Annotated in this window: 17 protein-coding genes and 8 pseudogenes; 7 read left to right on the forward strand and 18 right to left on the reverse strand. The window is 75.5% G+C overall.

Going from position 1 to position 24020, the window contains the following annotated elements; translation table 11 throughout:
- Positions 1-5: 5 nt before the first annotated feature.
- Complete coding sequence (locus ACZ411_RS01130; RefSeq protein WP_464167850.1) at positions 6-1313, forward strand: DUF58 domain-containing protein; 1308 nt, start codon at positions 6-8, stop codon at positions 1311-1313.
- Positions 1314-1410: 97 nt separating this feature from the next.
- On the opposite strand, the gene ACZ411_RS01135 is transcribed toward ACZ411_RS01130, so the two are convergent.
- Positions 1411-1914: a TetR/AcrR family transcriptional regulator gene (locus ACZ411_RS01135; protein WP_464167852.1), complete on the reverse strand. Its 504-nt coding sequence runs from the start codon at positions 1912-1914 to the stop codon at positions 1411-1413.
- A gap of 497 nt (positions 1915-2411) precedes the next feature.
- On the opposite strand from ACZ411_RS01135, the gene ACZ411_RS01140 reads away from it, so the two are divergent.
- A complete protein-coding gene (locus ACZ411_RS01140; RefSeq protein ID WP_464167854.1) occupies positions 2412-3440 on the forward strand; it encodes an MFS transporter in 1029 nt (342 codons plus the stop codon).
- A gap of 74 nt (positions 3441-3514) precedes the next feature.
- Positions 3515-5973 (forward strand): annotated as a pseudogene (locus tag ACZ411_RS01145) (beta-glucosidase); the annotation flags it as partial.
- Positions 5974-6048: 75 nt separating this feature from the next.
- Here ACZ411_RS01145 and ACZ411_RS01150 read toward each other — a convergent pair.
- Both ACZ411_RS01150 and ACZ411_RS01155 read right to left on the reverse strand, forming a co-directional pair.
- Positions 6049-6673, reverse strand: a pseudogene (locus ACZ411_RS01150) (stage II sporulation protein M).
- A gap of 200 nt (positions 6674-6873) precedes the next feature.
- The gene (locus ACZ411_RS01155; RefSeq protein WP_464167856.1) at positions 6874-7059 is read right to left on the reverse strand and encodes a hypothetical protein; all 186 of its coding nucleotides are present in this window, start codon (positions 7057-7059) and stop codon (positions 6874-6876) included.
- 343 nt (positions 7060-7402) lie between these two features.
- Between ACZ411_RS01155 and ACZ411_RS01160 the strand changes: the two are divergent.
- Together ACZ411_RS01160 and ACZ411_RS01165 are read left to right on the forward strand one after the other, a co-directional pair.
- A pseudogene (locus tag ACZ411_RS01160) lies at positions 7403-7501 on the forward strand (RDD family protein); the annotation flags it as partial.
- A gap of 9 nt (positions 7502-7510) precedes the next feature.
- On the forward strand, positions 7511-7951 hold the full coding sequence (locus tag ACZ411_RS01165; protein ID WP_464167858.1) for a hypothetical protein: 441 nt from the start codon (positions 7511-7513) through the stop codon (positions 7949-7951).
- A gap of 146 nt (positions 7952-8097) precedes the next feature.
- Here the strand turns inward: ACZ411_RS01165 and ACZ411_RS01170 are convergent, their stop codons facing one another.
- The 8 genes and pseudogenes from ACZ411_RS01170 to ACZ411_RS01205 all read right to left on the reverse strand — a co-directional run bounded on the left by ACZ411_RS01170 (position 8098) and on the right by ACZ411_RS01205 (position 14531).
- A complete protein-coding gene (locus ACZ411_RS01170; RefSeq protein WP_464167859.1) occupies positions 8098-8643 on the reverse strand; it encodes an adenosylhomocysteinase in 546 nt (181 codons plus the stop codon).
- Between the two features lie 70 nt (positions 8644-8713).
- Positions 8714-9139: pseudogene (locus tag ACZ411_RS01175) on the reverse strand (adenosylhomocysteinase); the annotation flags it as partial.
- A gap of 94 nt (positions 9140-9233) precedes the next feature.
- Positions 9234-9590 (reverse strand): annotated as a pseudogene (locus tag ACZ411_RS01180) (adenosylhomocysteinase); the annotation flags it as partial.
- Positions 9591-9652: 62 nt separating this feature from the next.
- Positions 9653-12047 (reverse strand): annotated as a pseudogene (locus ACZ411_RS01185) (heavy metal translocating P-type ATPase).
- 80 nt (positions 12048-12127) lie between these two features.
- Entirely contained in the window at positions 12128-12343 is a 216-nt protein-coding gene (locus ACZ411_RS01190; RefSeq protein ID WP_094115387.1) for a heavy-metal-associated domain-containing protein, read from the reverse strand.
- A gap of 106 nt (positions 12344-12449) precedes the next feature.
- Positions 12450-12731, reverse strand: coding sequence for a metal-sensitive transcriptional regulator (locus tag ACZ411_RS01195; RefSeq protein WP_015489737.1), 282 nt, complete (start codon positions 12729-12731; stop codon positions 12450-12452).
- Between the two features lie 151 nt (positions 12732-12882).
- Positions 12883-14312 (reverse strand): annotated as a pseudogene (locus tag ACZ411_RS01200) (phosphomannomutase/phosphoglucomutase).
- 15 nt (positions 14313-14327) lie between these two features.
- Positions 14328-14531 carry a DUF3499 family protein gene (locus ACZ411_RS01205; RefSeq protein WP_464167901.1) on the reverse strand — a complete coding sequence of 68 codons (204 nt, stop codon included), beginning with the start codon at positions 14529-14531 and terminating at the stop codon, positions 14328-14330.
- Positions 14532-14576: 45 nt separating this feature from the next.
- Here ACZ411_RS01205 and ACZ411_RS01210 point away from each other — a divergent pair, with 45 nt between their 5' ends.
- Positions 14577-15017 carry a metallopeptidase family protein gene (locus tag ACZ411_RS01210; protein WP_464167903.1) on the forward strand — a complete coding sequence of 147 codons (441 nt, stop codon included), beginning with the start codon at positions 14577-14579 and terminating at the stop codon, positions 15015-15017.
- Between the two features lie 98 nt (positions 15018-15115).
- On the opposite strand, the gene ACZ411_RS01215 is transcribed toward ACZ411_RS01210, so the two are convergent.
- The 7 genes and pseudogenes from ACZ411_RS01215 to manA all read right to left on the reverse strand — a co-directional run bounded on the left by ACZ411_RS01215 (position 15116) and on the right by manA (position 22909).
- Positions 15116-16495 carry a DUF5719 family protein gene (locus ACZ411_RS01215; RefSeq protein ID WP_464167905.1) on the reverse strand — a complete coding sequence of 460 codons (1380 nt, stop codon included), beginning with the start codon at positions 16493-16495 and terminating at the stop codon, positions 15116-15118.
- The gene (locus ACZ411_RS01220) at positions 16492-16632 is read right to left on the reverse strand and encodes a hypothetical protein (RefSeq protein WP_464167907.1); all 141 of its coding nucleotides are present in this window, start codon (positions 16630-16632) and stop codon (positions 16492-16494) included. Before ACZ411_RS01220 ends, ACZ411_RS01215 begins: the two co-directional genes overlap by 4 nt.
- Positions 16619-18952 carry a glycosyltransferase family 2 protein gene (locus tag ACZ411_RS01225; protein WP_464167909.1) on the reverse strand — a complete coding sequence of 778 codons (2334 nt, stop codon included), beginning with the start codon at positions 18950-18952 and terminating at the stop codon, positions 16619-16621. Before ACZ411_RS01225 ends, ACZ411_RS01220 begins: the two co-directional genes overlap by 14 nt.
- Before the next feature lie 205 nt (positions 18953-19157).
- Positions 19158-19751 (reverse strand): annotated as a pseudogene (locus ACZ411_RS01230) (glycosyltransferase family 2 protein); the annotation flags it as partial.
- A gap of 100 nt (positions 19752-19851) precedes the next feature.
- The gene (locus ACZ411_RS01235) at positions 19852-20169 is read right to left on the reverse strand and encodes a WhiB family transcriptional regulator (protein WP_104291124.1); all 318 of its coding nucleotides are present in this window, start codon (positions 20167-20169) and stop codon (positions 19852-19854) included.
- Between the two features lie 149 nt (positions 20170-20318).
- Complete coding sequence (gene galE / locus ACZ411_RS01240; protein WP_464167911.1) at positions 20319-21287, reverse strand: UDP-glucose 4-epimerase GalE; 969 nt, start codon at positions 21285-21287, stop codon at positions 20319-20321.
- Positions 21288-21322: 35 nt separating this feature from the next.
- On the reverse strand, positions 21323-22909 hold the full coding sequence (gene manA / locus ACZ411_RS01245; protein WP_464167913.1) for a mannose-6-phosphate isomerase, class I: 1587 nt from the start codon (positions 22907-22909) through the stop codon (positions 21323-21325).
- Between manA and ACZ411_RS01250 the strand changes: the two genes are divergently transcribed.
- Positions 22793-23971, forward strand: coding sequence for an acyl-CoA dehydrogenase family protein (locus ACZ411_RS01250; protein ID WP_094115382.1), 1179 nt, complete (start codon positions 22793-22795; stop codon positions 23969-23971). The genes manA and ACZ411_RS01250 overlap by 117 nt on opposite strands.
- The last annotated feature ends 49 nt before the right edge of the window (positions 23972-24020 follow it).

The raw sequence follows: 24020 nt of genomic DNA on the forward strand, positions 1-24020 counted from the left end.
CTAGCATGGCCCTCACCGGCCGCACGGTCGCGCTGCTCCTCCTGGGGCTCGCGCCGCTCGTCGCGCTCGGCGACGGGTCGGACGCGGCCTACGCGCTGCTCGCCGGCTGGATCCTCCTGGTCGCGCTCCTCGTGACGCTCGACCTGGCCCTCGCCGCGAGCCCCCGCCGGGTTGCGCTGGAGCGGAGCCTGCCCGCCAGGATCCGCCTCGACGAGACCGGCGAGAGCCTCCTGCTCATGACGAACCGCGGATCGCGGACGCTCCGCGCCGTCGTGCGGGACGCCTGGCAGCCCTCCGCCGGGGCCTCCTCCACGCGCGACCGCGTGCGGATCCCGGCCGGCGAGCGCCGCGCGATCCGCCTCGCGCTCACCCCCACGCGCCGCGGCGAGCGCCGCACCGAGCGGGTCATGATCCGCTCCGCCGGTCCGCTCGGCCTCGCCGCCCGTCAGGCGACGCTCCTCTCCCCCGGCGCCGTGCGGGTCCTGCCGCCGTTCCGCTCCCGGCGCCACCTCCCGTCGCGGCTCGCCCGGATGCGCGAGCTCGACGGCCGCACGGCCCTCATGGTCCGCGGGCAGGGCACCGAGTTCGACAGCCTGCGCGACTACGTGCGCGGCGACGACGTGCGCTCCATCGACTGGCGCGCGACCGCCCGACGGCAGGACGTGGTGGTCCGCACCTGGCGCCCCGAGCGCGACCGGCGCGTGGTGCTCGTGCTCGACACCGGGCGCACGGCCGCGGGACGGATCCAGGACGAGACTCGGCTCGACACGGCCTTCGAGGCCTCGCTCCTGCTGGCCGCGCTCGCCACGCGCTCCGGCGACCGGGTCGACATGGTGGCGCACGACCGGCGCGTGCGCGCCCGGGTGCGCGCGGGATCCGGCGGCGACGTCGTGTCCCGCATGGTCGACGCCCTCGCCCCCGTGGATCCGGAGCTCCTCGAGACCGACTGGACCGCGGTCCCCGCGCTCGTCCGCCGCATCGTGACGCAGCGCTCCCTCGTGGTGCTGCTGACGTCCATCGACTCCCCCGGCAGCTCCACGGCGCTGCTGCAGGTGCTGCCGCAGCTCACGCGCACGCACCACGTGCTGGTGGCGGCGGTCGTGGATCCCGGCCTCGCCGAGCGCGCCGCGGACCGCACCGGGCGCACGGCCGTGTACCGCGCCGCCGCGGCCGAGCGCGCGCTCCTCGACGTCGCCCGCGTCGAGGCGGCCGTGCGCCGGCTCGGGGCGGACGTCGTCACGGGCGCGCCGGCGGACCTGCCGCCCGCGCTGGCCGACCGGTACATCCGGCTGAAGGCCACCGGGCGGCTCTGAGCCCGGACCTCGGACCCCGGCCCTCGACAGGCGCGAGCCGCGCCCGCGGCGGACGGCGTCCGGGACCGGAGGTGGTCGCGGTCGGGCGGCGACCGGTTCAGGCGCGGGTGACCGCGCGCTCCTCGGCCGGCAGCGGGAGCACCCCGCCGCTCAGGGCGCGGATCGATCTCTCGAGCGCGTCGCGCATGTCGATGTCGGGGCGGTAGCTCCACTGCAGCTGGAGGCCGTCGCTGACGGCCACGGCGAGGCGGGCGAAGCCGTCCGGGTCCATGCCTGCGGGGAGCTCCACGCCGAGGTCGCGCACCTGGTCGGCGAGCGCCCCCACGACGCGCGCGTAGCGGTCGGCGATGTAGGAGTGCGCGGGGTGCTCGACACCGGCCGCGTCCACGACGAGGCGGGAGTACAGCGCGACGAGGCCGGGCGTCTCGGCGTTGCGGGAGCTGGCGTGCAGCAGGGCGCCCACCATGTCGGCGGGGTCCGCGTCGGGCATCGCCTCGCGGTGGTCCGCGGCGGAGTGCGCGTCGCGCTCCTCGAGCACGGCGGCGATGAGCGCCTCGCGGGATTCGAAGTAGTGGAGGACGCCCGCCTTGCTGATGCCCACGGCGTCGGCGATCTCCTGCAGGGGGAGGACGCCGAGTACCCCCGCTCGGCGATGAGGGCGAGCGCGGCCTCGAGGATCTCGCGCCGCCGGGTCGCCCCCTTGGCGTACCGCCGCGGCCCCTCTGCCCCAACCATGGTCCGACCTTAGCGATCCCGGGCGACGGAGAGTACCTACCGAAGGTCGGTTTTGCGTGCTACCGTCGTGCCGAGCCGCCGACGAGGGCGGCCAGACACCAGGAGGCACCGTGGCCGACGCAGTCCGAGAGCAGCACACCGGGGGCGCGTCGCGCGTCTCCCCCCGCGTCGGGGACGGTGTCCGTCCGCCCGGTTCGCGTCGCGCCGAGATCGGGATGCCCATCGCGCTCCTCGGCCTGTTCGTGGCCCTGCTGCCGCCGATCATCGTGTCGTCGGCGCTGAAGGTGAACGAGGTGGCGCCGGCAAGCACCGCCGGGACGCTGAGCCTCGGCGCTCGGCCTCGGCGCGGTCGTCGCGCTCGTCGTGAACCCGCTCGCGGGCCGCCTCTCGGACCGCACCACCGGCCGCCTCGGCATGCGGCGTCCCTGGATCATCGGCGGCGTCGTCCTCGGCTACGGCGCGCTCGTCCTCCTCACGCAGGCGACCACCGTGCTCGCCCTGGTGGGCGCGTGGATGCTCGTCGAGGCGTGCTTCAACGCCGCCATCGCCGCCCTCATCGCCGTGATGGCCGACTCCGCCCGCCCCCGCAACCGCGGCCGCGTCGCCGCGGCCGTCGGCGTGGCGCAGAACGGCTCGCTCGTGGTGGGCACCTTCATCGTGCAGCTGTTCACCACCACGACGCAGCAGGTGCTCGTGCCCGGCGCCGTGGGCGTGGCCGTGGTCGTCGCCTTCGCGCTCGTCTTCCGGGACCGCGTGCTCGACGAGCGTCCCGCCGCGCCCCTCGGCGTCCGCCAGCTGCTCGGGTCGTTCGTCTTCGACCCGCGCAGGAACCCCGACTTCGGCTGGGCCTGGCTCATGCGTTTCCTGCTCACCGCGTCGGCCGTCACGGCCACCAACTACCTGGCGCTGTACCTCATCGACGACCTCGGCGTCGCCGAGGCCGACGTCGCGAACGCGGTCTTCCTCGCGACCCTCTTCAACGTGGTCGGCGTGGTCTCGACCACCTTCGTGGCCGGCTGGCTGAGCGACCGGCTCGGCCGCCGCAAGGTGTTCGTGGCCGCCGCCGCGCTCGTCGCGGTCGTCGGCCTCGTGATCCTCGCCCTCGCGCCCAGCCTCGCCGTCGTCTACGCCGCCCAGCTCGTGATCGGCGCGGGCATCGGCTCGTTCGACGCCGTCGACCTCGCGCTCATCACCGACGTCCTCCCGAGCGACTCCGACAACGGCAAGGACCTCGGGGTCGTGAACATCGCGCAGGCGCTGCCCCAGTCGCTCGTCCCGACCGCGGCGGGCGGCGTCGTCGCCGTCGCCGGCTACCCGGGCCTCTTCCTCGCGGGCGCCGCCGCCGGCCTCCTCGGCGCGGTGGCCGCGTTCCGCGTGAAGGGCGTCCGATGAGCGGCCCCGTCTTCCCCGCACCCGACCGGGGCGAGGAGACTCGCCCCGACGCCGACGTCCCCGAAGGAGCACCCATGGACCCCCGCGAGAGCACCCCGCTCGACCCCGACACCGCCCGCCTCGAGGAGCTCGCCGGGCGCCTCACCCTCGAGCAGAAGGTGCAGCTCGTCACGGGCCGCGACTTCTGGACCACGTGGCCCGTGGAGGGGATCGGCCTCCGCCGCATGCTCGTCTCCGACGGCCCGAGCGGCGTGCGCGGCGAGGTGTGGGACGAGCGCTCGCCCTCGCTGAACCTGCCGTCGGCATCCGCGCTGTCGTCCACCTGGGACACCGGGATCGCCGCCCGCTACGGCCGGGCGTCCGCGGTGGAGGCGCGCCGGAAGGGCGTCGACGTCGTGCTCGGCCCGACCATCAACCTGCACCGCTCCCCCTACGGCGGGCGGCACTTCGAGGCGTTCAGCGAGGATCCGCTCCTCACCGCCGACCTCGCCGCCGCGTACGTGCGGGGCGTCCAGGAGAACGGCGTCGGCGCCACCCCCAAGCACTACGTCGCCAACGAGTACGAGACCGACCGGTTCACCGGCGGACAGCGTCGTCGCCAGCGGGCGCTCCGGGAGCTGTACCTCGCGGCGTTCGAGAAGGCCGTCGTCGAGTCACGCGCCTGGCTCGTCATGAGCTCGTACAACTCCATCAACGGCACGACGTCCACGGAGAACGACCTGCTGGAGACGCCGCTGAACTCGGAGTGGGGATTCGACGGCGTCGTGGTCAGCGACTGGACGGGCGTCCGCAGCGTCGACGCCGCGCGCGCCTCGCAGGACCTGGAGATGCCCGGCCCGCTCGGCGCGTGGGGCCCCGCGCTCCTCGACGCCGTGCGCGACGGCCGCGTGCTCGAGGGCGACATCGACCGCAAGGTCCTCCGCCTCCTCCGGCTCGCCGCCCGGGTCGGCGCGCTCGAGGGCTTCGACGCCGTGGCGCCCGCCCCCGTCGCCGTCGAGGACGGCGTCGCGTTCGTGCGCACCGCCGCCGCGGCCGGCAGCGTGCTCGTGCGGATGCGGCCACGTCCTCCCGCTCGACGCGTCCGCCCTCCGCACCGTCGCCGTGATCGGCCACAATGCCGTCGAGGCGCGCACGCAGGGCGGGGGCAGCGCGACGGTCATCCCGGAGCACGTGGTCACGCCGCTCGACGGGATCCGCGACGCGCTGCCCGACGGCGTCGCGGTGCGGTACGCGCGCGGCGCGGTCGTGCAGAAGGGGATCCAGGAGCTGCCGCTCGCGGAGATCCGGAACCCCCGCACGGGCGAGCCGGGCGCGCTCGTGCGCTTCCTCGACGCGGACGGCGGCGAGATGTTCACGGAGGACCGCCGGGCGACGACCCTCATGTACTTCGGCGGCGACGCCCCGACGGGCACGGCGGCGGTCATCGAGATCACGGCCCGCTGGACCCCGACGACGACGGGCGAGGTGCTCTTCGGCTTCAGCGCCACCGGCCGCGGCCGCGTGTACTCCTACGGCGCGCTCCTCCGCGAGGACGGCGCCGCGCCCGTGGGCATGGACCTCGGCGCGAGCCTCATGTCCCCGCCCTCGATCTCGGCCGCGCTGCCGGCGACCGCGGGCGAGCCCGTGGACCTCAGGGTGGAGTTCGAGCTGACGTCGATGCCGGGCGGCCTCGCGGGCATCCTCGGCATCACGGTGGGCCTCGAGGCCGACGAAGTCCGACCCCGAGCGCCTCCTCGACGAGGCCGTGGCGGCCGCGACGGGCGCGGACGTCGCGATCGTCGTCGTCGGCACGAACGCCCAGGTGGAGTCGGAGGGCTTCGACCGCGAGTCCCTCGCGCTGCCGGGCCGCCAGGACGAGCTGGTGCGCCGGGTCGCCGCCGTCGCCCCGCGCACGGTCGTCGTCGTGAACTCGGGCTCCCCGGTCCCTGCCGTGGCGGGAGGAGGCGGACGCGGTACTCCTCGCCTGGTTCGGCGGCCAGGAGTTCGGCGCGGCCCTCGCGGACGTGCTCCTCGGCGCGGTCGAGCCCGGCGGACGGCTCCCCACCACATGGCCCGCCGCGGAGGAGGACGTGCCCGTCACGAGCGTCACGCCCGTCGACGGGAAGGTCGTCTTCGACGAGGGGATCCACGTCGGGTACCGCGCCCGGCTCCGCGCCGGCGCGACGCCCGCCTACCCGTTCGGCCACGGCCTCGGCTACACGACGCACGCCCTCGACGACCTGCACGTGACCGAGGACAGCGGCGGGATCACGGCCACCGTGACCGTGACGAACACCGGCGACCGGGCGGGCAAGCAGGTCGTGCAGGCCTACGCGTCGCGCGCCGCCTCCTCGGTGGACCGGCCGGTGCGCTGGCTCGCGGGCTTCGCGTCCGTGGAGCCGAGGAGCCCGGGGCGTCGGCGGAGGTCCCCGTCGCGATCGCCGCCCGCGCCTTCGAGCACTGGGACGGCGGGTGGCGCCGCGAGGCCGGCGCCTTCCGCCTGCACGTGGGCGCCTCGGTGGACGCGACGCCGCTCGAGCAGGACGTCGACCCGTCCGGCGCCCCCGCCGCCGGCTTGACCCGCACCGGCACGACCCGCGAGGGCGGGCGGCCGGCGGATCCACGGGGCTCAGCCCGCGACGATCCGCCGGCCGCCCGCCTCGAACTCGTCCAGGTCGCCCGTGGCGCCCGAGCGGACCGCCCGGCCGCCGACGACGACCATGTAGAAGAGGAACGCCCCGAGCGCCACGGCCCCGATGCCGATCTTGAGCGGCACAGGCCAGGGCTGCGGCGTCACGAAGCCCTCGATGATCCCGCTCACGAGCAGCACCAGCACGAGCCCCATCGCCACGGTGATGAGGGCCCGCCCGTCCTCGGCGAGCGCCTGGCCGCGGGTGCGGGCCCCAGGGCGCGATCCACGACCACGAGATGCGCAGGCCCGCGGCGGCGGCCCCGAAGATGGCGGTCAGCTCCAGCAGGCCGTGCGGGAGGATGTACGAGAAGAACGTGCCGCCCTCCCCGTAGGAGAACATGACGGCGGTGGTGGTGCCGAGGCCCTGCGCGTTCTGCAGGATCACGTACGGCACCCACAGCCCCGTGATACCGCCGAAGGCGACGCACTGCGCCGCGATCCACGCGTTGTTCGTCCAGACCTGGCCCGTGAACGAGGCCGCGGGGTTGGAGCTGTAGTAGTCGATGAAGTCGTCCTCGACGTAGCGGCGGAGGTCCTCGTCGCTGCCGAGGCTGGCGATCATCGCGGGGTCGCCGAGGATCCAGGTGGCGTAGAGCGCCACGATCGCGATGGTCGCGAGCGCGACCGCGAGGGTCAGCCAGCGGATCCGGGCACAGCGCCGCGGGGAGGTCGACGGCGAAGAACGCGGGGATGCGCGCGGCGGGGTCCGTCGCCTGCCCGGTGAAGCGCATGCGGGCCCGCGAGAGGGCGACGGAGAGCCGGTCACCCTGCGCGGTGGACCCGGCAGGTCAGCGCCTGGATCGCGGAGAGCTGCGCCGCGCCCGCCTGGTACCGGTCGTGCGCGACGAGCTGGTCGGCGTCGGGTCCCGTGAGCCGGCGCCGGCCGGCGAGGCGGGCGAGCCGGTCCCACGCGTCCCGGTGGGCGGCGGTGTAGGCGTCGAGGTCCATCTGCTTTGACTATATGCATGGCGGCCGCCGACGCGCACGGCACCGGGATCCTCGGACGGCCCCGACGCGCTCGTGGTGGGCGAGGCCGTCGCCCTCGACGTCCGCCCCGCGGGCTTCGTGCTCCGGGCGGCCGGCGCCGCGATCGACGTGCTCGCGTCCCTGGTCGTGGGCCTCCTGCTCGTCCTCCTCATCGGCCGGCTCGCGGAGGCGGGGCTCCTCGACGAGGCGTCCGGCGCGGCCTGCGTCATCGCCGCCGTCGTGCTGGCGATCGTCGTGATGCCCGTCGTGGTCGAGGTCGCCTCCCGTCGGCCGCTCGCTCGGCCGCTGGGCGGTCGGAGCCCGCATCGTCCGCGCGGACGGCGGCGGCATCGGCCTCCGCCACGCGGTCGCCCGCGCCCTCGTCGGGATCCTCGAGCTGCACCTGACCCTCGGCGGGGTCCCGGCCGCCCTCGTGGGGCTCCTCTCGCCGCGCGCGCAGCGCCTCGGCGACCTCGTGGCCGGCACCCGCTCGCAGCACGAGCGCGTGCCCGCCTACCCCGCACCGCTGCCGGCCGTGCCGCCGCACCTCGTCGCATGGGCCGCCGAGGCCGACGTGGGCCGGCTCCCGGACCAGCTGGGCCGCCGCCTCGCGCGCTTCCTCACCCAGCGCGGCGCCATGACCCCGGCCTCCCGCGCGCGCCTCGCGGCGGAGCTCGCCGCGGAGGCCGCCGCGCACGTGTCGCCCGTACCCGCGACCGACCCGGAGTCGTTCGTGACCGCCGTGGGCGCCGTCCGCCGGGAGCGCGAGCACCGGGCGCTGATGCTCGAGCGCGACCGCATGACGGCGCTCGAGCCGATCCTCGCGGGCCGCCCGCACGGGTTCCCGCCGCCCGGGCCCTCGACCCCGGCCTGACGCCGCCCGCGGTCCGCGGTCCGCACGCGCATGTCCGCACGCGCAGGGCGGGTGCACGAGCGTGCGCGCTGCGCCCGGGCCCCGCACGCGACGACGCCGCCCGCCCCGCGCTGCGGGTCGGACGGCGTCGGCGGCCGAGCGGTCGATCAGTACCGGTAGTGGTCCACCTTGTACGGCCCCTCGACGGGCACGCCGATGTAGGCGGCCTGCTCGAGGCGGAGCTCGGTGAGCTCCACGCCGAGCGCGTCGAGGTGGAGGCGCGCGACCTTCTCGTCGAGGTGCTTCGGGAGCACGTAGACGCCGATCGGGTACTGGTCGTTGCGGACGTAGAGCTCGATCTGCGCGAGCACCTGGTTCGTGAACGAGTTGCTGATCACGAACGAGGGGTGCCCGGTGGCGTTTCCCAGGTTCATCAGGCGGCCCTCGGACAGCACCAGCACGCTGCGGCCGGACGGCAGGCGCCACTCGTGCACCTGCGGCTTGATCTCGACCTTCTCCACGCCGGGGAGGCGCTCGAGGCCGGCCATGTCGATCTCGTTGTCGAAGTGGCCGACGTTGGCGATGATCGCCTGGTGCTTCATGCGCTGGATGTCGTCCGCGCGGACGGCGCTCGAACGTTGCCCGTTGCCGGTGACGAGGATGTCGACGGTCTCGATGACCGACGACAGCCGCGCGACCTGGTAGCCGTCCATCGCCGCCTGGAGCGCGCAGATGGGGTCGACCCTCGGAGACGATGACGCGGGCGCCCTGGCCGCGCAGCGCCTCGGCCGCGCCCTCGCCGACGTCGCCGTAGCCGACGACGAACGCGACCTTGCCGCCGATGAGCGTGTCGGTGGCGCGGTTGAGGCCGTCCGGCAGCGAGTGGCGGATGCCGTACTTGTTGTCGAACTTGCTCTTGGTGACCGAGTCGTTGACGTTGATGGCCGGGAACAGCAGCTCGCCGTCGCGCGCCAGCTCGTACAGGCGGTGGACGCCCGTGGTGGTCTCCTCGGTGACGCCCTGGATGTCGGCGGCGCGGCGGGTCCAGCGGTCGCCGGACGCCTGCAGGCTGCGGCGGAGAGTGTCGAGGATGACGCGGTACTCGTGGCTCGCGTCCTCGGGGAGTTCTCCGGCACGGCTTGCGCCAGCTCGTACTCGCGGCCCTTGTGCACGAGGACGCGAGGCGTCGCCGCCGTCGTCGAGGATCATGTTCGGGCCCGTCCGCTCGGCGCCGGCGGCCAGCGCCCTCGCCCGACCAGTCGAAGATCTGCTCGGTGCACCACCAGTACTCCTCGAGCGTCTCGCCCTTCCAGGCGAAGACCGGCACGCCCGCGGGCGCCTCCGGGGTGCCCGCGCCGACGGCGACCGCCGCCGCGGCCTCGTCCTGCGTGGAGAAGATGTTGCAGCTGGCCCAGCGGACCTGCGCGCCGAGCGCGGTGAGGGTCTCGATGAGCACGGCCGTCTGCACGGTCATGTGGATGGATCCGGCGATGCGCGCGCCCGCGAGCGGCTGCGACGCGCCGAACTCCTCGCGGAGCGCCATGAGGCCGGGCATCTCGTTCTCGGCGAGGCGGATCTGGTGGCGGCCGGACTCGGCGAGCGAGAGGTCGGCGACGCGGAAGGGCAGAGCGGTGGAGGTGGCCTCCGGCAGCAGGGTCATGCCCCCAGTCTCGCATCCGCGGCATGACGCCCGCCCGTGCGTGACGGGCGGGCGCCGGGCGGCTAGCGGAAGGACCGCAGGCGCAGGCTGTTCGTGACGACGAACACCGAGGACAGCGCCATGGCGAGCCCCGCGACGAGCGGGTTCAGGAGCCCCGCCATCGCGACCGGGATCGCCGCGGCGTTGTACGCGAAGGCCCAGAACAGGTTGCCGCGGATGGTGCCGAGCGTGCGGCGGGCGAGGCGCACGGCGTCGGCCACGAGCACGAGGTCGCCGCGGACGATCGTGATGTCGCCCGCCTCGATCGCGGCGTCGGTGCCGGTCCCCATGGCGATGCCGAGGTCGGCCTGCGCGAGCGCGGCGGCGTCGTTGACGCCGTCGCCGACCATCGCGACGACGCGGCCCTCGTCCTGCAGCCGGCGCACCGCCTCGAGCTTGCCCTCGGGCAGGACGCCCGCGACGACCTCCTCGATCCCCACCTCGTCGGCGACGCGTCGGGCGGATCCCGCGGTGTCGCCCGTGAGGAGCACGGGACGGAGGCCGAGCGCCCGGAGGCGGCGGACCGCCTCGGCGCTCGTCGGCTTCACGGTGTCGGCGACCGCGAGCACGCCGCGGACGGCGCCGTCCCACGCGACCGCGACCACGGTCGACCCGTCGGCCTCCGCCGCACGGAGCGCGTCGGCGAGCGCCGCGTCGGGCTCCGCGGACCAGGCGTCCCGCAGCCACGACGGCCGCCCCACGGCGACGGCGCGGCCGTCGACCACGCCGTGGACGCCGAGGCCCGGGGTCGCGACGAAGCCCTCGACGGCGGGCGCGGATCCGGCGCCCGACGCCTCGGTGCCCGCCGCCTCGACGACGGCCCGGGCCACCGGGTGCTCGGAGCGCGCCTCGAGGGCGGCCGCGAGACGCACGAGCTCCCGGGCGTCGACCCCGGCGGCCGGGACGGCGCGCACGAGGGACATGACGCCCGTGGTGACCGTGCCGGTCTTGTCGAGGAGCACGGTGTCGATGCGGCGGGTGGACTCGAGCACCTGGGGGCCGGTGATGAGGATGCCGAGCTGCGCACCACGGCCCGTGCCCACGAGGAGCGCGGTCGGCGTCGCGAGCCCGAGGGCGCACGGGCACGCGATGATCAGGGTGGCCACGGCCGCCGTGAACGCGGCCTCCGGCGGGAACCCGAGCAGCAGCCAGCCGACGAGCGTGCCGAGCGCGAGGACCAGCACGACGGGGACGAAGACGGCCGACACGCGGTCGGCGAGGCGCTGGATGCGGGCCTTGCCCGTCTGCGCCTCCTCCACGAGGGCCGCCATCCGGGCGAGGCGCGTCTCCTCCCCCACGCGCGTCGCGCGCACGAGGAGGCGGCCGCCGGCGTTGAGCGTCGCGCCGGTGACGTCGTCGCCCGGCCCGACCTCCTCCGGCAGGGACTCGCCCGTGAGCAGCGACCGGTCGACCGCGCTCGCGCCGTCGACGACGACGCCGTCGGTGGCGATCCGCTCGCCCGGGCGCACCACGAACTCCTCGCCGGCGCGCAGGGCGCCGATCGGGATGCGCCGCTCGACGCCGTCCCGCACGACCGCCACGTCCTTCGCGGCGAGGTCGAGGAGCGCCGCGAGGGCGGCGCCGGACGCGCGGGCGGCCCGCGCCTCCAGGTAGCGCCCGCCGAGGATGAAGACGGTGACGGCGGCGGCGACCTCGAGGTAGATGTCGCCGGATCCCGCGCCCGGCTCCCCGACGAGCGCCATGGTCATCGTCATGCCCCGCTCCCCGGCGTCGCCGAGGAAGAGCGCGTAGAGGGACCACAGGAACGCGGCCGCGACGCCGATGCTGACGAGCGTGTCCATGCCCACGCCGCCGTGGCGCGCGCTGACCGCGGCGGCGCGGTGGAACGGCCATGCGCCCCAGACGGCGACGGGCGCCGCGAGCGCGAGGGAGAGCCACTGCCAGTCGGGGAACTGGAGCGCCGGGATCATCGCCGTGAGGAACACCGGGACCGTGAGCGCGGCGGAGACGACGAGGCGCTGCCGGAGGGCGAGCTCGTCGGCGTCGGGGACGCGGGCGGCGACGGCGTCGCGCGGGCGGGCCCCGTCCCGCAGTCGCGGCCCCGGCCGGGGTCGAGGCCACGGCCCAGTTCCGGCCCGGGTCCCCGGTCGGGGCGGCGGGCGCGGTGCGCGGCGCGGCGGCAGTAGCGGCGTCGGCGTCGGCGTCGGCGATCGAGGAGCGCGCGGAGACCGGCGCCTCGACGAGCTCAGCCTCCTCCGGCGCCCTCGTGCTCCCGTGCGCGGCGCGCTCGTTGGCGCGGTAGCCGGTCCGCTCGATGGTGCGGATGGCGTCCGCGACGCTCACGCCCTCGGGCAGCCGCACGCGCGCCCGGTGGGTCGCGTAGTTGACGGCCGCCTCGACGCCGGGCATGCGGCCGAGCTTCCGCTCGATGCGCAGGGCGCACGACGCGCAGGTCATTCCCTGCACGTCGAGGTCGACGCGGGTGCGCGCGGCGTCCTCCGCGACGGGGGCGGATCCGGTGACGGGCTCGGTCGATGTCAGAGCCCCGCGACGTACCCGGCCTCGTCGACCGCGGCGCGCACGGCCTCGGGGTCGAGCGGGCCGTCGCTCTCGACGGTGACGGTGGACGCGCCGCCGACGACGAGGTCGACGGCCACGGACGCGACACCGGGCAGCTCGCCGACCTCCTCGGTGACGCTCGCGACGCAGTGGGCGCAGGTCATGCCGGTGACGGGGAAGGTCGTGGTGGTCATGGGATCTCCTTCTCGGGGTTCGCAGGTGCGGGGGTTCGCAGGCGCGGGAGGCGTCGTGGTGCGACGGGGGCGCGACGGGCGGCGGCCGACGCGGCCGCCGGGCGGATCAGGAGCGGACGAGCCGCGCGATGGCCGCGGAGGCCTCGCGCACCTTGTCGTCCGCGACCTGGCCGCCCTCGCGCGCGGCCTCGGCGAGGCAGTGGGCGAGGTGGTCGTCGAGGAGCTTCAGCGCCACGGTCTCCATGGCCCGCGTGACGGCCGAGACCTGCGTGAGCACGTCGATGCAGTACGTGTCGGACTCGACCATGCGCTCGATGCCGCGCACCTGGCCCTCGGCGCGGCGCAGCCGCTTGAGGATGTCGTCCTTGCCCTCGCTGTACCCGACCATCGCGGCCACCTCCCGTTCCCATCCATGGTACCCCCTAGGGGTATGGCATGGAACCCCCCGGGGGTATCCGATCGAGGCGACGACAGCTGCACGCACGACGACGCCGCGCCCCTCGAGGAGGGACGCGGCGTCGTGGGCGGTGCGATGCGGGTCAGGCGCCGCGGATGAGCCCCAGGAGCTCGTCGCGGAGGGACGCCATGCGCTCCTCCGTGGAGGCCTCCACGTTCAGGCGCAGCAGCGGCTCCGTGTTCGAGGGGCGGACGCTGAACCACCAGAACGCGCCGTCGGCCTCGACCGGACCGTCGACCGTCAGGCCGTCGAGCTCGTCGAACTCGCCGCGGCCGCGAGAACGCCTCGACGATGCGCTCGTAGGCGGCCGGGACGTCCTCGACCGTGCTGTTGATCTCGCCCGAGAGCGCGTACGGCGTGTAGCGCGCCGACAGGTCGGACATGAGGCCCTCGCTCTGCCCGAACTCCGCGAGCAGGTGCATGGCGGCGAGCATGCCGTTGTCGGCACCCCAGAAGTCGCGGAAGTAGTAGTGCGCGGAGTGCTCGCCGCCGAAGACGGCGCCCGTCGCGGCCATCTGGTCCTTGATGAGCGAGTGGCCGACGCGCGTGCGGACCGCCGTGGCGCCCGCCGCCTCGATCGTCTCGGGGACGATGCGCGAGGTGATGAAGGTCGTGGAGCACGGTGACCTCGTCGTCCGGCGACTGCGCCTTCACGCGCGAGATCTCGCGGAGCGCGACGACGGCGGCGACGGCGCTGGGCGTGACCGCCTGGCCCTTCTCGTCGACCACGAAGCACCGGTCGGCGTCGCCGTCGAAGGCGAGTCCGAGGTCGGCGCCGTGCGCGACGACGGCCGCCTGCAGGTCGACGAGGTTGGCGGGCTCCAGCGGGTTCGCCTCGTGGTTCGGGAAGGTGCCGTCGAGCTCGAAGTAGAGCGGGATGATCTCGATGGGCAGCTCGGGCAGGCCGGCCGCGGTGCCGAGGACGGCGGGGACGGTCATGCCGCCCATGCCGTTGCCGGCGTCGACGACGACGCGGAGCGGGCGGATGGAGGAGAGGTCCACCAGCTGGCGGAGGTAGCCCGCGTAGTCGGCGAGGACGTCGCGCTCGCGCACCTGGCCGGCCGGCTCGACGGCAGCGATGTCGTCGGCGAGGAAGCCGATGGCGCGGTCGCGGATGGCAGCGAGGCCCGTGTCGAGGCTGATGCCCTGCGCGCCCGCGCGGGAGAACTTGAGGCCGTTGTAGGTGGCCGGGTTGTGGCTCGCGGTGAACATGACCGCGGGCGCGTCGAGGGATCCGGACGCGAAGTACGTCTCGTCGGTGGAGCAGAGGCCGATGAGCAGCACGTCGGCTCCGCGGGCCGTGGCGCCCTCGGCGAAGGCCCGGGCGAAGGACGGCGAGGAGTCGCGCATGTCGTGGCCGACGACGACCTCGCTGCCGGCCGCGCCGAGCTCGTCGACGAAGCCCGCTCCGAGGGCCGTGACCAGCTCCTCCGTGAGCTGACTGCCGACGAGACCCCGCACGTCGTAGGTCTTCACGATGGCGGTCAGGTTCTCGGCGGCAGTCGTCGTCATGCTCCGAAACCTACCTCACCGAGCACTCCGTGCCGGACGATCTGCCAGCCCTGCGGGGCCAGAGAGACGCGCGGCGTGGCGGTCGCACAGGTCGTAGCTGTGCGGCTCGGAGTCGTGGCTGAGGGGACCGAGGACGGCCATGGAGTCCGCGTAGACGTAGGTGAGCGTGGTCGTGGCGCCGCCGGTGCAGCCGACGCGGGAGCAGGGCCTGTTCGTCATGTCGGGCCCACACTACCGCCGTCGCCGGGGCCGTACGATGGGGCCATGCCACGTCCACGCCGCCGGGGAGGCCACGTCTCGATCCGCGGCTCCTGGCGCGACCGGCACGGCCGCGGCCTCCGCTCCCCCGTCACCGGGCCCGAGCTGCCGGTGCTGCGCACGCGTGCGGACCTCTTCGACCAGACCGTCGCGTCCGCCGCCGAGTACCTCCGCGGCCTCTGGCCCGACGAGCTCGACCGGGTCTCCTTCGAGGTCGCCGCCTCCGCCGAGAACAGCGAGCGGGACGGCATCGACCGCTGGAGCGTGCTCGAGGACCAGCGTCGCGTCATCTTCTACCGGCTCCCCATCGAGCGCCTCGCGCACCTCCACGAGGACGACGAGCACCACCAGCGCGCGCTCGTCGAGGGCTGCGTGTTCCGCGCGGTCGGCGAGCTCCTCGGCAAGGACCCGTGGGACCTCGCCCCGGACAGGTACGACCCGCACTAGCGGCGGATGCCGCGCACCCGGCAGGTCTCCGCGCGACGGGCGCGCCGATGCCCCGTCGGCGCCGCGCGACGGCCGGCGCGGGGCTCAGGGGTCGACGCTCAGGGGTGGACGCGCAGGGGGTCCGCGGCCGGCAGGACGGGCACCACGGGCAGGGCGGCGGACCGCCCCGGCTCGGCGAGCGTCACGGTGGCCGTGAGGTCCGTCGCGCCCTCGAGCAGGTAGGTGCGCCCGGCGGCGACCGCGACCGACGCGGCGGATCCCGCGGGCACCTGGATCTCGACGGCCTCGGTGCCGTCCGTCGGCCGCGCCGTCACGGTCGCGACCGCGTCCCCGGCGTTCCGCAGGTGGAGGAGCGGCGCGGGCCCCTCGGGGACGGAGACGAGCGCGTCGCGCGTGAGCGCCTCGGCCGACGGCAGCCAGGCGAAGTCGGTGGCGCCGCTCTCGGCCGCACCCGACACGCTCCGCACGGCGGCGGTGACGGGGACCGAGCTCTGCACGGTCACGGCGTAGCGGCCGTCGGGGAGGTCGGTGACGGGCACGTCGAGGGTGCGGCCCGCGTCGGCCTGCACCGTGAAGGTCGTGCCCGTGCCGTCGGTGCCGTCCTCGGGGGCGACGCTCACGCTGACGTCGGCGTCCTCGGTGCCGGGCACCAGGATCCGCACGGCCGTCTCGCGGTCGGGGTCGGTGCCGGGATCCGAGCCGGCGCCGGGCGCGGACCCGCCGTCGTCGGCCGCGGGGGCCTCCTCGCCCTCCACGGGCGCCACGGGCGCGGAGGCGGAGTCGATGCGGAGTCCCGTCATCGTGAGCCGGGTGGCGGGGGCCGCGGCCGGCCCGATCCAGTCGACGCCGCCCGCGAGGAGGCCGCGCACCGTGCTCTGCTCCAGCCGCGCGACGACCTGGCCGCCGCGGCTCTGGACGTGCACGGCCGGGGAGGCGAGGTCGGGGGCGAGGCCCGCGAGGCTGAGGACGCGCCTGCTGCCGGCCGGGACGGAGATGCCGCTCGCGCCCGGGGCGCTCACGGGGCCCTCCTCGCCCGCGATGGCGAGGTCCACGGTCGACGCGACGCCGGACGGGTTGTCGAGCACGACGAAGGTGGTGCGGCCGGTCGTCGTGGCGCCGCCGACGAGCCAGGACTCGGCCGTCGGCTCCGCGCACGGGACGGCGGCGAGCCCGGCGAGGTCGCTCTCGCCGGCGATCTCGGACGCGGCGCCGGCGAGGTCCGTCGGCTCCCCGTCGACGTCGCCCGCGACCGCGAGCACGGACGCCTGGCTCGAGTCGCCGCCCTGCACGTCGGGGGCGGGGATGCGGGAGGTGCGGACACCGGGGCCGCCGTCGGCGGCGCCGGCGACCGCGGATCCGCTCGTCACGGCGGCGCTGCCGACGGCGACCGCGGTCGTGGTGGAGGAGGCGTCCGCCTCGGGCGGGCGCAGGAGGGCGCCCGCGCAGACGCGCAGCTGGTCGGTGGCGACGGGCGTCACGAGGACGGAGGGCGCGCTGTCCCCACCGCCGACGGCGGCAGCAGGAGCGCCCCCGCGACGACGACCCCGAGCACGGCCACCCCGGCGATCCCGGTGGTCACGCGCGTCGCGATGCGCACGGCGTCACGCCTGGCCATCTGTCCTCCTGCGGTCGTCGTGGGGGTCGGCTCCGCGGTCGCGGTCTTCGCGGTCGCGGATCTCGCGGTCGCGGATCTCGCGGTCGCCTTCCTCGCGGTCCGAGCGCCCGCCGTCGGCGGGCACGGGGACGTCCACGGCGTCGTCGTCGTCGGGCCTGCGCTCCCCCGCCTGCGGGATGTCGCCGAATGCCGCCGACTCGACGCTCGCGCCCGTGGCCTCGTCCAGGTAGGCGGGCATGCCGCGGTCGTCGTGCTCGGGGCGCGGCTCGTCCGCGTCCGCGGGACGCGCGTCGGCGGCGACCACGGTCTCGCGGTACGCGGGGAGGGGACGGCTGCGCGCCGCCAGCCGGCCGGTGGGGATGGCCAGCAGGAGCGTCAGCGCGAATACCAGGGCCTGCGCCGCGAGCACGCCCGCGCGCCCCGCGTCGTCGAGGTTGCCGGGGACCGGGACCCGGGCGTCGAGGTCGTCGCTGCCGACGAAGCGCCAGAGGAGGCCGGCCTCGGTCTCGCCGACCACCGTGAACACGGGATCGTCGTCGAGGGCCGCGCGCGCACGGTCGTGGAGCGCCGCCTGCGCCTCGCCCGCGGGCGGCGCGAGCAGCACGTAGCCGATGCCGAGGCCGCGGAGCTCCTCGGTCGCGTCGAGGCCGGAGCGGGAGGAGACGTTGCCGGCCAGCTCCGCGACGCGCCGCTGGGTGTCCGTGAGCTCACCGACGGCGGAGTCGACCGTGGAGACCTGCTCGAGGGTCCGGCCGGTGCCGCGCTCGACGTCCGCAATGAGCGAGCCGTCGTCGGCGGCGCGCAACACGAGCGTGCCCACGGAGGGGTCGCTCGCCGCCTCCGCGACCACGAGACCGGGCAGCGAGGTCTCGGCGGTGGCGCGCACGGCGGTGGATCCGGCGACCGCCGCGGAGACGAGCGGCAGCGCCAGCACCACGAGCGTCACCGCGGCGACGAGGCCGGGGACGACGGAGCGGCGCCCGAGGGTGGCGAACCCGAGCACCAGCGCGCCCGCGAGCCCGAGCCAGAGGAGGCTGAGGCCGGATCCCGGCCACACGGCGACGACGTCGGGGCCGCTCGCCTGCACGACCGTGCGCGCGGCGAGGACGGCGGTGGCGAACCCGAGCACCGTCACGCCGAGCGCGAGGGCGGCACGGTGCGATCCGCGCAGGAACAGGGCGGCGAGGGCGCCGAGGACGAGCGGGGCGACGAGCACCGCGACGACGACGAGCGGCACGGCGGACGGCAGGCCGAGCCCGAGCCCGTCGACGAACGCCGTCCAGCCGCCGAGGCCGGAGACGGGGAAGCCGAGGGCGAGCCCCGGCACGTCCGCCGGGGCGAAGGCGGCGGGCACGGCCGGATCGGCGGCGAGGGCGAGCGGCTGGCCCTGCATGACGCGGTACGCGACGAGGGGCGCGACGAGCGCGACCAGCGGGACGGGGATCGTGACCAGCCGCCCGGCCCGGCGTCCGGCCCGCACGGTCGCGACGAGCCAGAGCACGAGGACGGCGGGCACCAGCGACGGGGCGGACGCGCCGACGGCGGCCATGAGGATCCCCGCCACGGCGGACGCCGACCACGAGCGGGGCGCGCGCAGCACCGCCAGCGCGAGCCACGGGAGGAGCAGGTGCGCGAGCACGGCGGGTAGACGGCCCTCGCCGAGCGCCACGAGGAGGGTCGGCGCGAGCGTCCAGACGAGCGCGGCCAGGGCCCGGAGCCACGCGTTCCGGGTGAGCTGCGCGGCGCAGAGCCACGCGGCCAGGGCGGCGAGCGGCAGGGCCGCCACGAAGAGCCCGAGGACCGCGAGCGAGGGCTCCCACGCCGTGACGCTGCCGAGCACCGCGAGCATGTACGCGAACGGGTCGGACGGGGCCACGGGTCCGGCGCCCGAGCCGCGCACCCCGATGCCGACCTGCGCCCACAGCGCACCGGCGCTCGGCCCGAGCGGCAGGAGCTGCCCGCCGGTGAGCGCGGTGCCGGCGAGCCGCGGCAGCCACATGACGGCAGCCAGGAGGAGGGCCGCGAGCACCGTCCAGCCGCCGCCCGTGGCGAGGAACTCCACGCCGTCCGACACGCCCATGTGCTCGACGCGGTACTGCTCGCGGGCGAGCGACCGGCGTCGGCGGCCGACGGCGAGCGGCTGGCGCAGCGACGCGATGCTCGACCAGGGCGCGGTCCGCACGGCGGCGAGGCGGCGGCGGCTGGCCCGGATCCGTCCGGGTGCGACGGCGACGCGGACGGCCGCGCCGATCTCCCCGGGCGCGGCGGTGGGCCGCTTCCGCAGCAGCTGCAGCAGCGCCCGGAGGACGGCCAGGGGCACGAGGGAGAGCCACAGGAACGGGACGGCGGCCGGCGGCGCGTAGGCCAGGCGGCGGTGCAGCTGCGCCTGGCGGCGCAGCCGGCGGCGGCGGTGACGGGGCGTTCGGCGGCCGAGGAAGGCGGTCCCGGGCGCGGCGTCGCCCGCGGAGGCGACGCGTGGCGGCCGGCACCACGACGACGCGGTGGCCGGCGAGCCGGGCCCGCACGCAGAGGTCGATGGCGTCGTCGACGGCGGGCAGCGCGTCGTCGAACCCGCCCAGCTCGTCCCAGAGGCGGTGGCGCACGAGCATGCCGCCCGCGGCCACGCCGAGGACGTCGCTCATCTCGTCGTACTGCGCCTGGTCGAGCTCCACGTCGACGATGGGGACGGCGGCCCCGAGCGTGGTCAGCGTGGTGCCCATCTCGTGGATGTAGCCGGGGTGGTCCCACTCCATCGTCTTCGGACCGGCGACCGCGACGCTCGGCGACGCCTCGACCGCGGCGAGCAGCCGCTCGAGGGCGTCGGGCGCGGGCGCGTTGTCGGCGGAGAGCAGCCAGAGCAGCTCGTGGTCGCCCTCGGGCGACGCGATGACGCGGACGGCCTGGTCGACGGCCTGCCCGAAGGTCATCCGGGCGGGCGCCTGCACCATGCGCGTCGGCTCGGACGCGGCGAGCAGGGCGGCCGACGCGTCGCGGGAGCCGAGGTCGACCGCGACCACCTGGTCCGGGCGACGCGTCTGGGCCGCGAGGGCCTGGAGGGTCCGGTCGAGGAACTGCGCGCCCTCGTGGGCGACGAGGATCGCGGTTACTCGTGGCTGCATGACAGAGGAGACCCTACGTGGTGCGTGGTGCGGATCCGCCGCAGCCGACCGGCGCGCCGGTCAGCCCGCGCCGGGGCGCGGACGGGTGCCCGGTGGGCGCTCAGACGGCGCGCTTGCGGAGCTTGCGGCGCTCGCGCTCGGAGAGGCCGCCCCAGATGCCGAAGCGCTCGTCGTTCTCCAGCGCGTACTCGAGGCACTCGCTGCGCACCTCGCACGAGCCGCAGATCCTCTTCGCGTCGCGGGTGGATCCGCCCTTCTCGGGGAAGAACGCCTCGGGGTCGGTCTGCGCGCAGAGCGAGTCCGCCTGCCACGCGAGCGGGTTGCCGTCCTCGACGGTGCGGACGCCCGGGACCCCGAGTCGGACGGGGTCGACGAACCAGTCGTCGGGGACTCCGGCGTGGTACTCAGGTAGTGCCATGTCACGATCTCCCCACGCGGCAGGGGCGCCCGGCCGGCCCCAGCTCATCGTCATAATTACACCGGTGTAACTCGCCTTCGTCAAGCTGCGGAGAGTAAACCCTCAGCCGCTCCTCGAGGGTTGCGACGCGCCGCGGCTCGCCGTCGGCGCTACGCCCCGGTGCCGGCCTGGCGGGCCCGCCAGGCGCTCTGGACCATGTCGTCGAGGGTGTGGCGCATGGCCCAGTCGATGTCGCGCGCGGCGAGCTCCCCGGACGCGACGATGCGCGCCGGGTCGCCGGGGCGGCGGTCGTGCAGCTCCGGCTCGAAGTCGATGGCGGTCGCCGTGCGGATGGCCGTCATGATCTCGCGCACGCTCGCGCCCTCACCGCTGCCGAGGCAGTAGACGGGCTCGACGGGCTCCCCCGCCTCGAGGCGGCGTGCGGCCGCGACGTGCGAGGCCGCGAGGTCGGCGACGTGGATGTAGTCGCGGACGCACGTGCCGTCGGGCGTCGGGTAGTCGCCGCCGTAGATGCGGGGCGTCCGGCCGTCGAGCAGCGCGTCGAAGACGAGCGGGAACAGGTTGTGCGGGCTCGTGTCGAAGTAGCCCTCCTCGCCGGATCCGACGACGTTGAAGTAGCGCAGCGACGCGTGCCGGAGGCCCGTGGCGACGCCCTGGTCGCGCAGCAGCCACTCGCCGATGAGCTTGGACTCCCCGTACGGCGACTCGGGCGCCCGGGGGGTGCTCTCGTCGACGAGGTCGACGTCGGTCGTGCCGTACACCGCGGCGGAGGACGAGAACACGATGCTGTCGACGCCCGCGCGCTGCATCTCCTCGAGGAGCACCGCCGTGGCCGTGACGTTCTGCTCGTACGTGTGCAGCGGGCGCTGGACGGAGACGCCGGCGTACTTGAAGCCCGCGACGTGCACGACGCCGCGGATGTCGCCCGTCCCGAGGACGCGGGCGAGGAGCTCGCGGTCGAGGACGGATCCGCGGTGGAAGGGGACCCCCTCGGGGACGAAGGACTCGTGCCCGCTCGAGAGGTCGTCGAGGACGACCGTGTCGAGCCCCGCGCGCCTGAACGCCGAGACGATGTGCGAACCGATGTAGCCGGCGCCGCCGGTGACCAACCATGTCATGCGGCAACCCTATCGACGGCGCCGCGGTGCCCCGGTCACGCGGAGGGGGCGTCGTCCTCGTCCCGGGCGGTGGGCGCGGGCGTCGTCGCGAGGAACGCCTCACCGTCGCCGACGACGACCAGCCGGCCCTCGTCGGGGGTCACGAACACGGCCTCGCCGCGGGCGACGTCGACCGCGGAGGCCTCGCCGCGGATCGACACGGCGCCGGCGGTGCAGATGACGATGGCGGGCCCGTCGATCACCACGACGCTCGCGCCCGCGTCGCCGTCGGCCGCGTCGCGCGTGGCCGGCGCGATGCGCGCGAGCAGGAAGTCGGGCACGTCCGGCCGGTACAGCTCGACGCCCGGCGCCGCGTGCTCCGGCTCCAGGTACGGCACGGGCAGCGCCTGGAACTCGAGCACGTCGAGCAGCTCGGGCACGTCGACGTGCTTGGGCGTGAGGCCGCCGCGCAGGACGTTGTCGGACGCGGCCATGAGCTCGATCCCGAGACCGTGCAGGTACGCGTGGATGTTGCCGGCGGGCAGGTAGAGCGCCTCGCCGCGGCGGAGCGTCACGCGGTTGAGCAGCAGCGAGGTGACGATGCCCGGATCGCCCGGGTACGCCTCGGCGAGCTCCCGCACGGTGCGCATCTCGGTGGAGAACTCCCGGCACTGCCGGTCGGAGGCGAGGCTCGCCAGCAGGGTGACGCGGTCGACCAGGCGCCGCACGGCGGCTCCCCCGCCCATGAGGAAGGCGAACACGTCCCGGAGGACGTCCGCCTCGGCCCCGGTGAGGCGCGAGAGGACGCTGCGGATGACCGCCGGGTCGGAGTCGGGGCCGGACGCGTCGAGCGTGAGGAGCAGCGTGAACACCTGCCGCACCTCCGCGAGCGGACGGAAGCCGCAGAGCGCGTGGAACTCGTCGCTCAGCGCGTACACGAGCTCCGGCTTGTGCAGCGGGTCCTTGTAGTTGCGGTGCGGGGCGTCGATGGGGACGCCGCGCGCCTCCTCGTCGCGGAAGCCCAGGCGGGCCCGGTGCAGGTCCGGGTGCGCCTGGAGCGAGAGCGGGCCGCCCGCCGCGAGCACCTTGAGGAGGAACGGGAGGCCGGGGCCGTCGCCCGGGCGGAGGCCCTCGGCGAGGGGACCGAGCGTGGTCGCGGGATCCGCCTGGATCCACGCGGACAGCGTCGTCGCGCCGCCGCGCCTGCGCGGGATCGACGATGCGCGTCGGCGAGCCGTCGTGCGCCCCGAGCCAGAGCTCCGCCTCCGGGCCGCCGGACGGCTCGCGGCCGAGGAGCTCGGCGATGGCGGTGCGGGACCCCCAGGCGTAGTCGCGAGGGGTGTTGGCGAGGGAGGTGAACACGGATGATCCTGTCGGGCTTGGCGGCTACCTACAACGCCCGAGGGGGCGCGTCCTGTCCGGACGCGACCAAAGTACCAACCGATCGGGGCGCCGCCGCGACGCCGACATAGGCTCGGCCGCGAGGCGCCCGTCCCGAGGGCGCCGACGAACCGCAACGGAGCATCGTGTCCCTCACCCCCCTCATCGGCGACTTCTACGGCTACGAGTCCCGGCTCGGCGACCGGGAGAAGGAGTCCCTCGCCGACCTGCGCGCCTACCTCGAGGCCGAGGTCAGGCCCCACGTCAACGGCCTGTGGGCCCGGGCCGAGTTCCCCCGGCACGTGGTGGGCGGGCTGGCCGAGCGCGGCATCTTCGGGATGCCGTTCGCCGAGACCCGCCCCTTCGAGAACTCGGCCGTGTACCGGGGCTGGGCGGCGCTCGAGCTCGGCCGCGTCGACGCGAGCATCGCGACCCTCGTCGGCATGCAGAGCGGCCTGGTGATGGGCAGCGTCGCCGTGGCAGGGTCCCCCGAGCAGCGGGCCGAGTGGCTGCCGCGCTTCGCCTCGGGCGAGATCCTCGGCTCCTTCGGGCTGACCGAGCCGCTGTCCGGATCCGACTCCGCCCGGGGCCTCCGCACCGTCGCGACGCGCCGCGGCGACGAGTGGAGCATCACGGGCAGCAAGCGCTGGATCGGCAACGGCACGGTGAGCGACGTCACCGTCATCTGGGCCAAGGACGCCGACGACGGCCAGGTGAAGGGCTTCCTGGTGCCCAACGACTCCCCCGGCTTCCGCGCCACGCGCATCGAGGACAAGCAGGCCCTCCGCATCGTGCAGAACGCCGACATCGAGCTGGACGGCGTCATCGTGCCCGAGCGGAACCGGCTGCAGAACGCGCGCTCCTTCGCCGACACCGCCACCGTGCTGCGCCTGACGCGCGCCGAGGTGGCGTGGGCCGCCATCGGGATCTCGGTCGGCGCGTACGAGGCCGCGGTCGCCTACACGGGCGAGCGCGAGCAGTTCGGCAAGCCCCTCGGCGCGCACCAGCTGATCCAGGACCTGCTCGTCCGCAGCCTCGGCAACATCACCGCCTCCATCGGCCTGGTCACGCGCGCCTCGGAGATGGTCGACGACGGCACGCAGACCGACTCGCACTCGGCGCTCGCCAAGGCCTACGCGACGAGCCGCATGCGGGAGACGGTCGCCTGGTGCCGCGAGGCGTTCGGCGGCAACGGCATCGTCCTCGACTACGACGTGGCCCGGTTCTTCGCCGACGCGGAGGCCATCTACTCCTACGAGGGCACCCGGGAGATGAACACGCTCATCGTCGGCCGTGCCATCACGGGCCACGCGGCCTTCGTCTGACGGACAGCGCGACGGGCGGCGCACCCGGCACCCGGGCGCCGTCCCCGCC

The sequence above is a fragment of the Clavibacter sp. AC415 genome, assembly GCF_979252985.1.

Coding starts and splice junctions, on each gene's coding strand:
- ACZ411_RS01130 (WP_464167850.1), top strand. CDS start 6: ATGGCCCTCACCGGCCGCACGGTCGCGCTGCTCCTCCTGGGGCTCGCG.
- ACZ411_RS01155 (WP_464167856.1), bottom strand. CDS start 7,059: ATGGACCTCGACGCCTACACCGCCGCCCACCGGGACGCGTGGGACCGG.
- ACZ411_RS01170 (WP_464167859.1), bottom strand. CDS start 8,643: ATGGACGGCTACCAGGTCGCGCGGCTGTCGTCGGTCATCGAGACCGTC.
- ACZ411_RS01190 (WP_094115387.1), bottom strand. CDS start 12,343: ATGACCACCACGACCTTCCCCGTCACCGGCATGACCTGCGCCCACTGC.
- ACZ411_RS01195 (WP_015489737.1), bottom strand. CDS start 12,731: ATGGTCGGGTACAGCGAGGGCAAGGACGACATCCTCAAGCGGCTGCGC.
- ACZ411_RS01205 (WP_464167901.1), bottom strand. CDS start 14,531: ATGACGAACAGGCCCTGCTCCCGCGTCGGCTGCACCGGCGGCGCCACG.
- ACZ411_RS01210 (WP_464167903.1), top strand. CDS start 14,577: ATGCCACGTCCACGCCGCCGGGGAGGCCACGTCTCGATCCGCGGCTCC.
- ACZ411_RS01220 (WP_464167907.1), bottom strand. CDS start 16,632: ATGGCCAGGCGTGACGCCGTGCGCATCGCGACGCGCGTGACCACCGGG.
- ACZ411_RS01235 (WP_104291124.1), bottom strand. CDS start 20,169: ATGGCACTACCTGAGTACCACGCCGGAGTCCCCGACGACTGGTTCGTC.
- galE (WP_464167911.1), bottom strand. CDS start 21,287: ATGACATGGTTGGTCACCGGCGGCGCCGGCTACATCGGTTCGCACATC.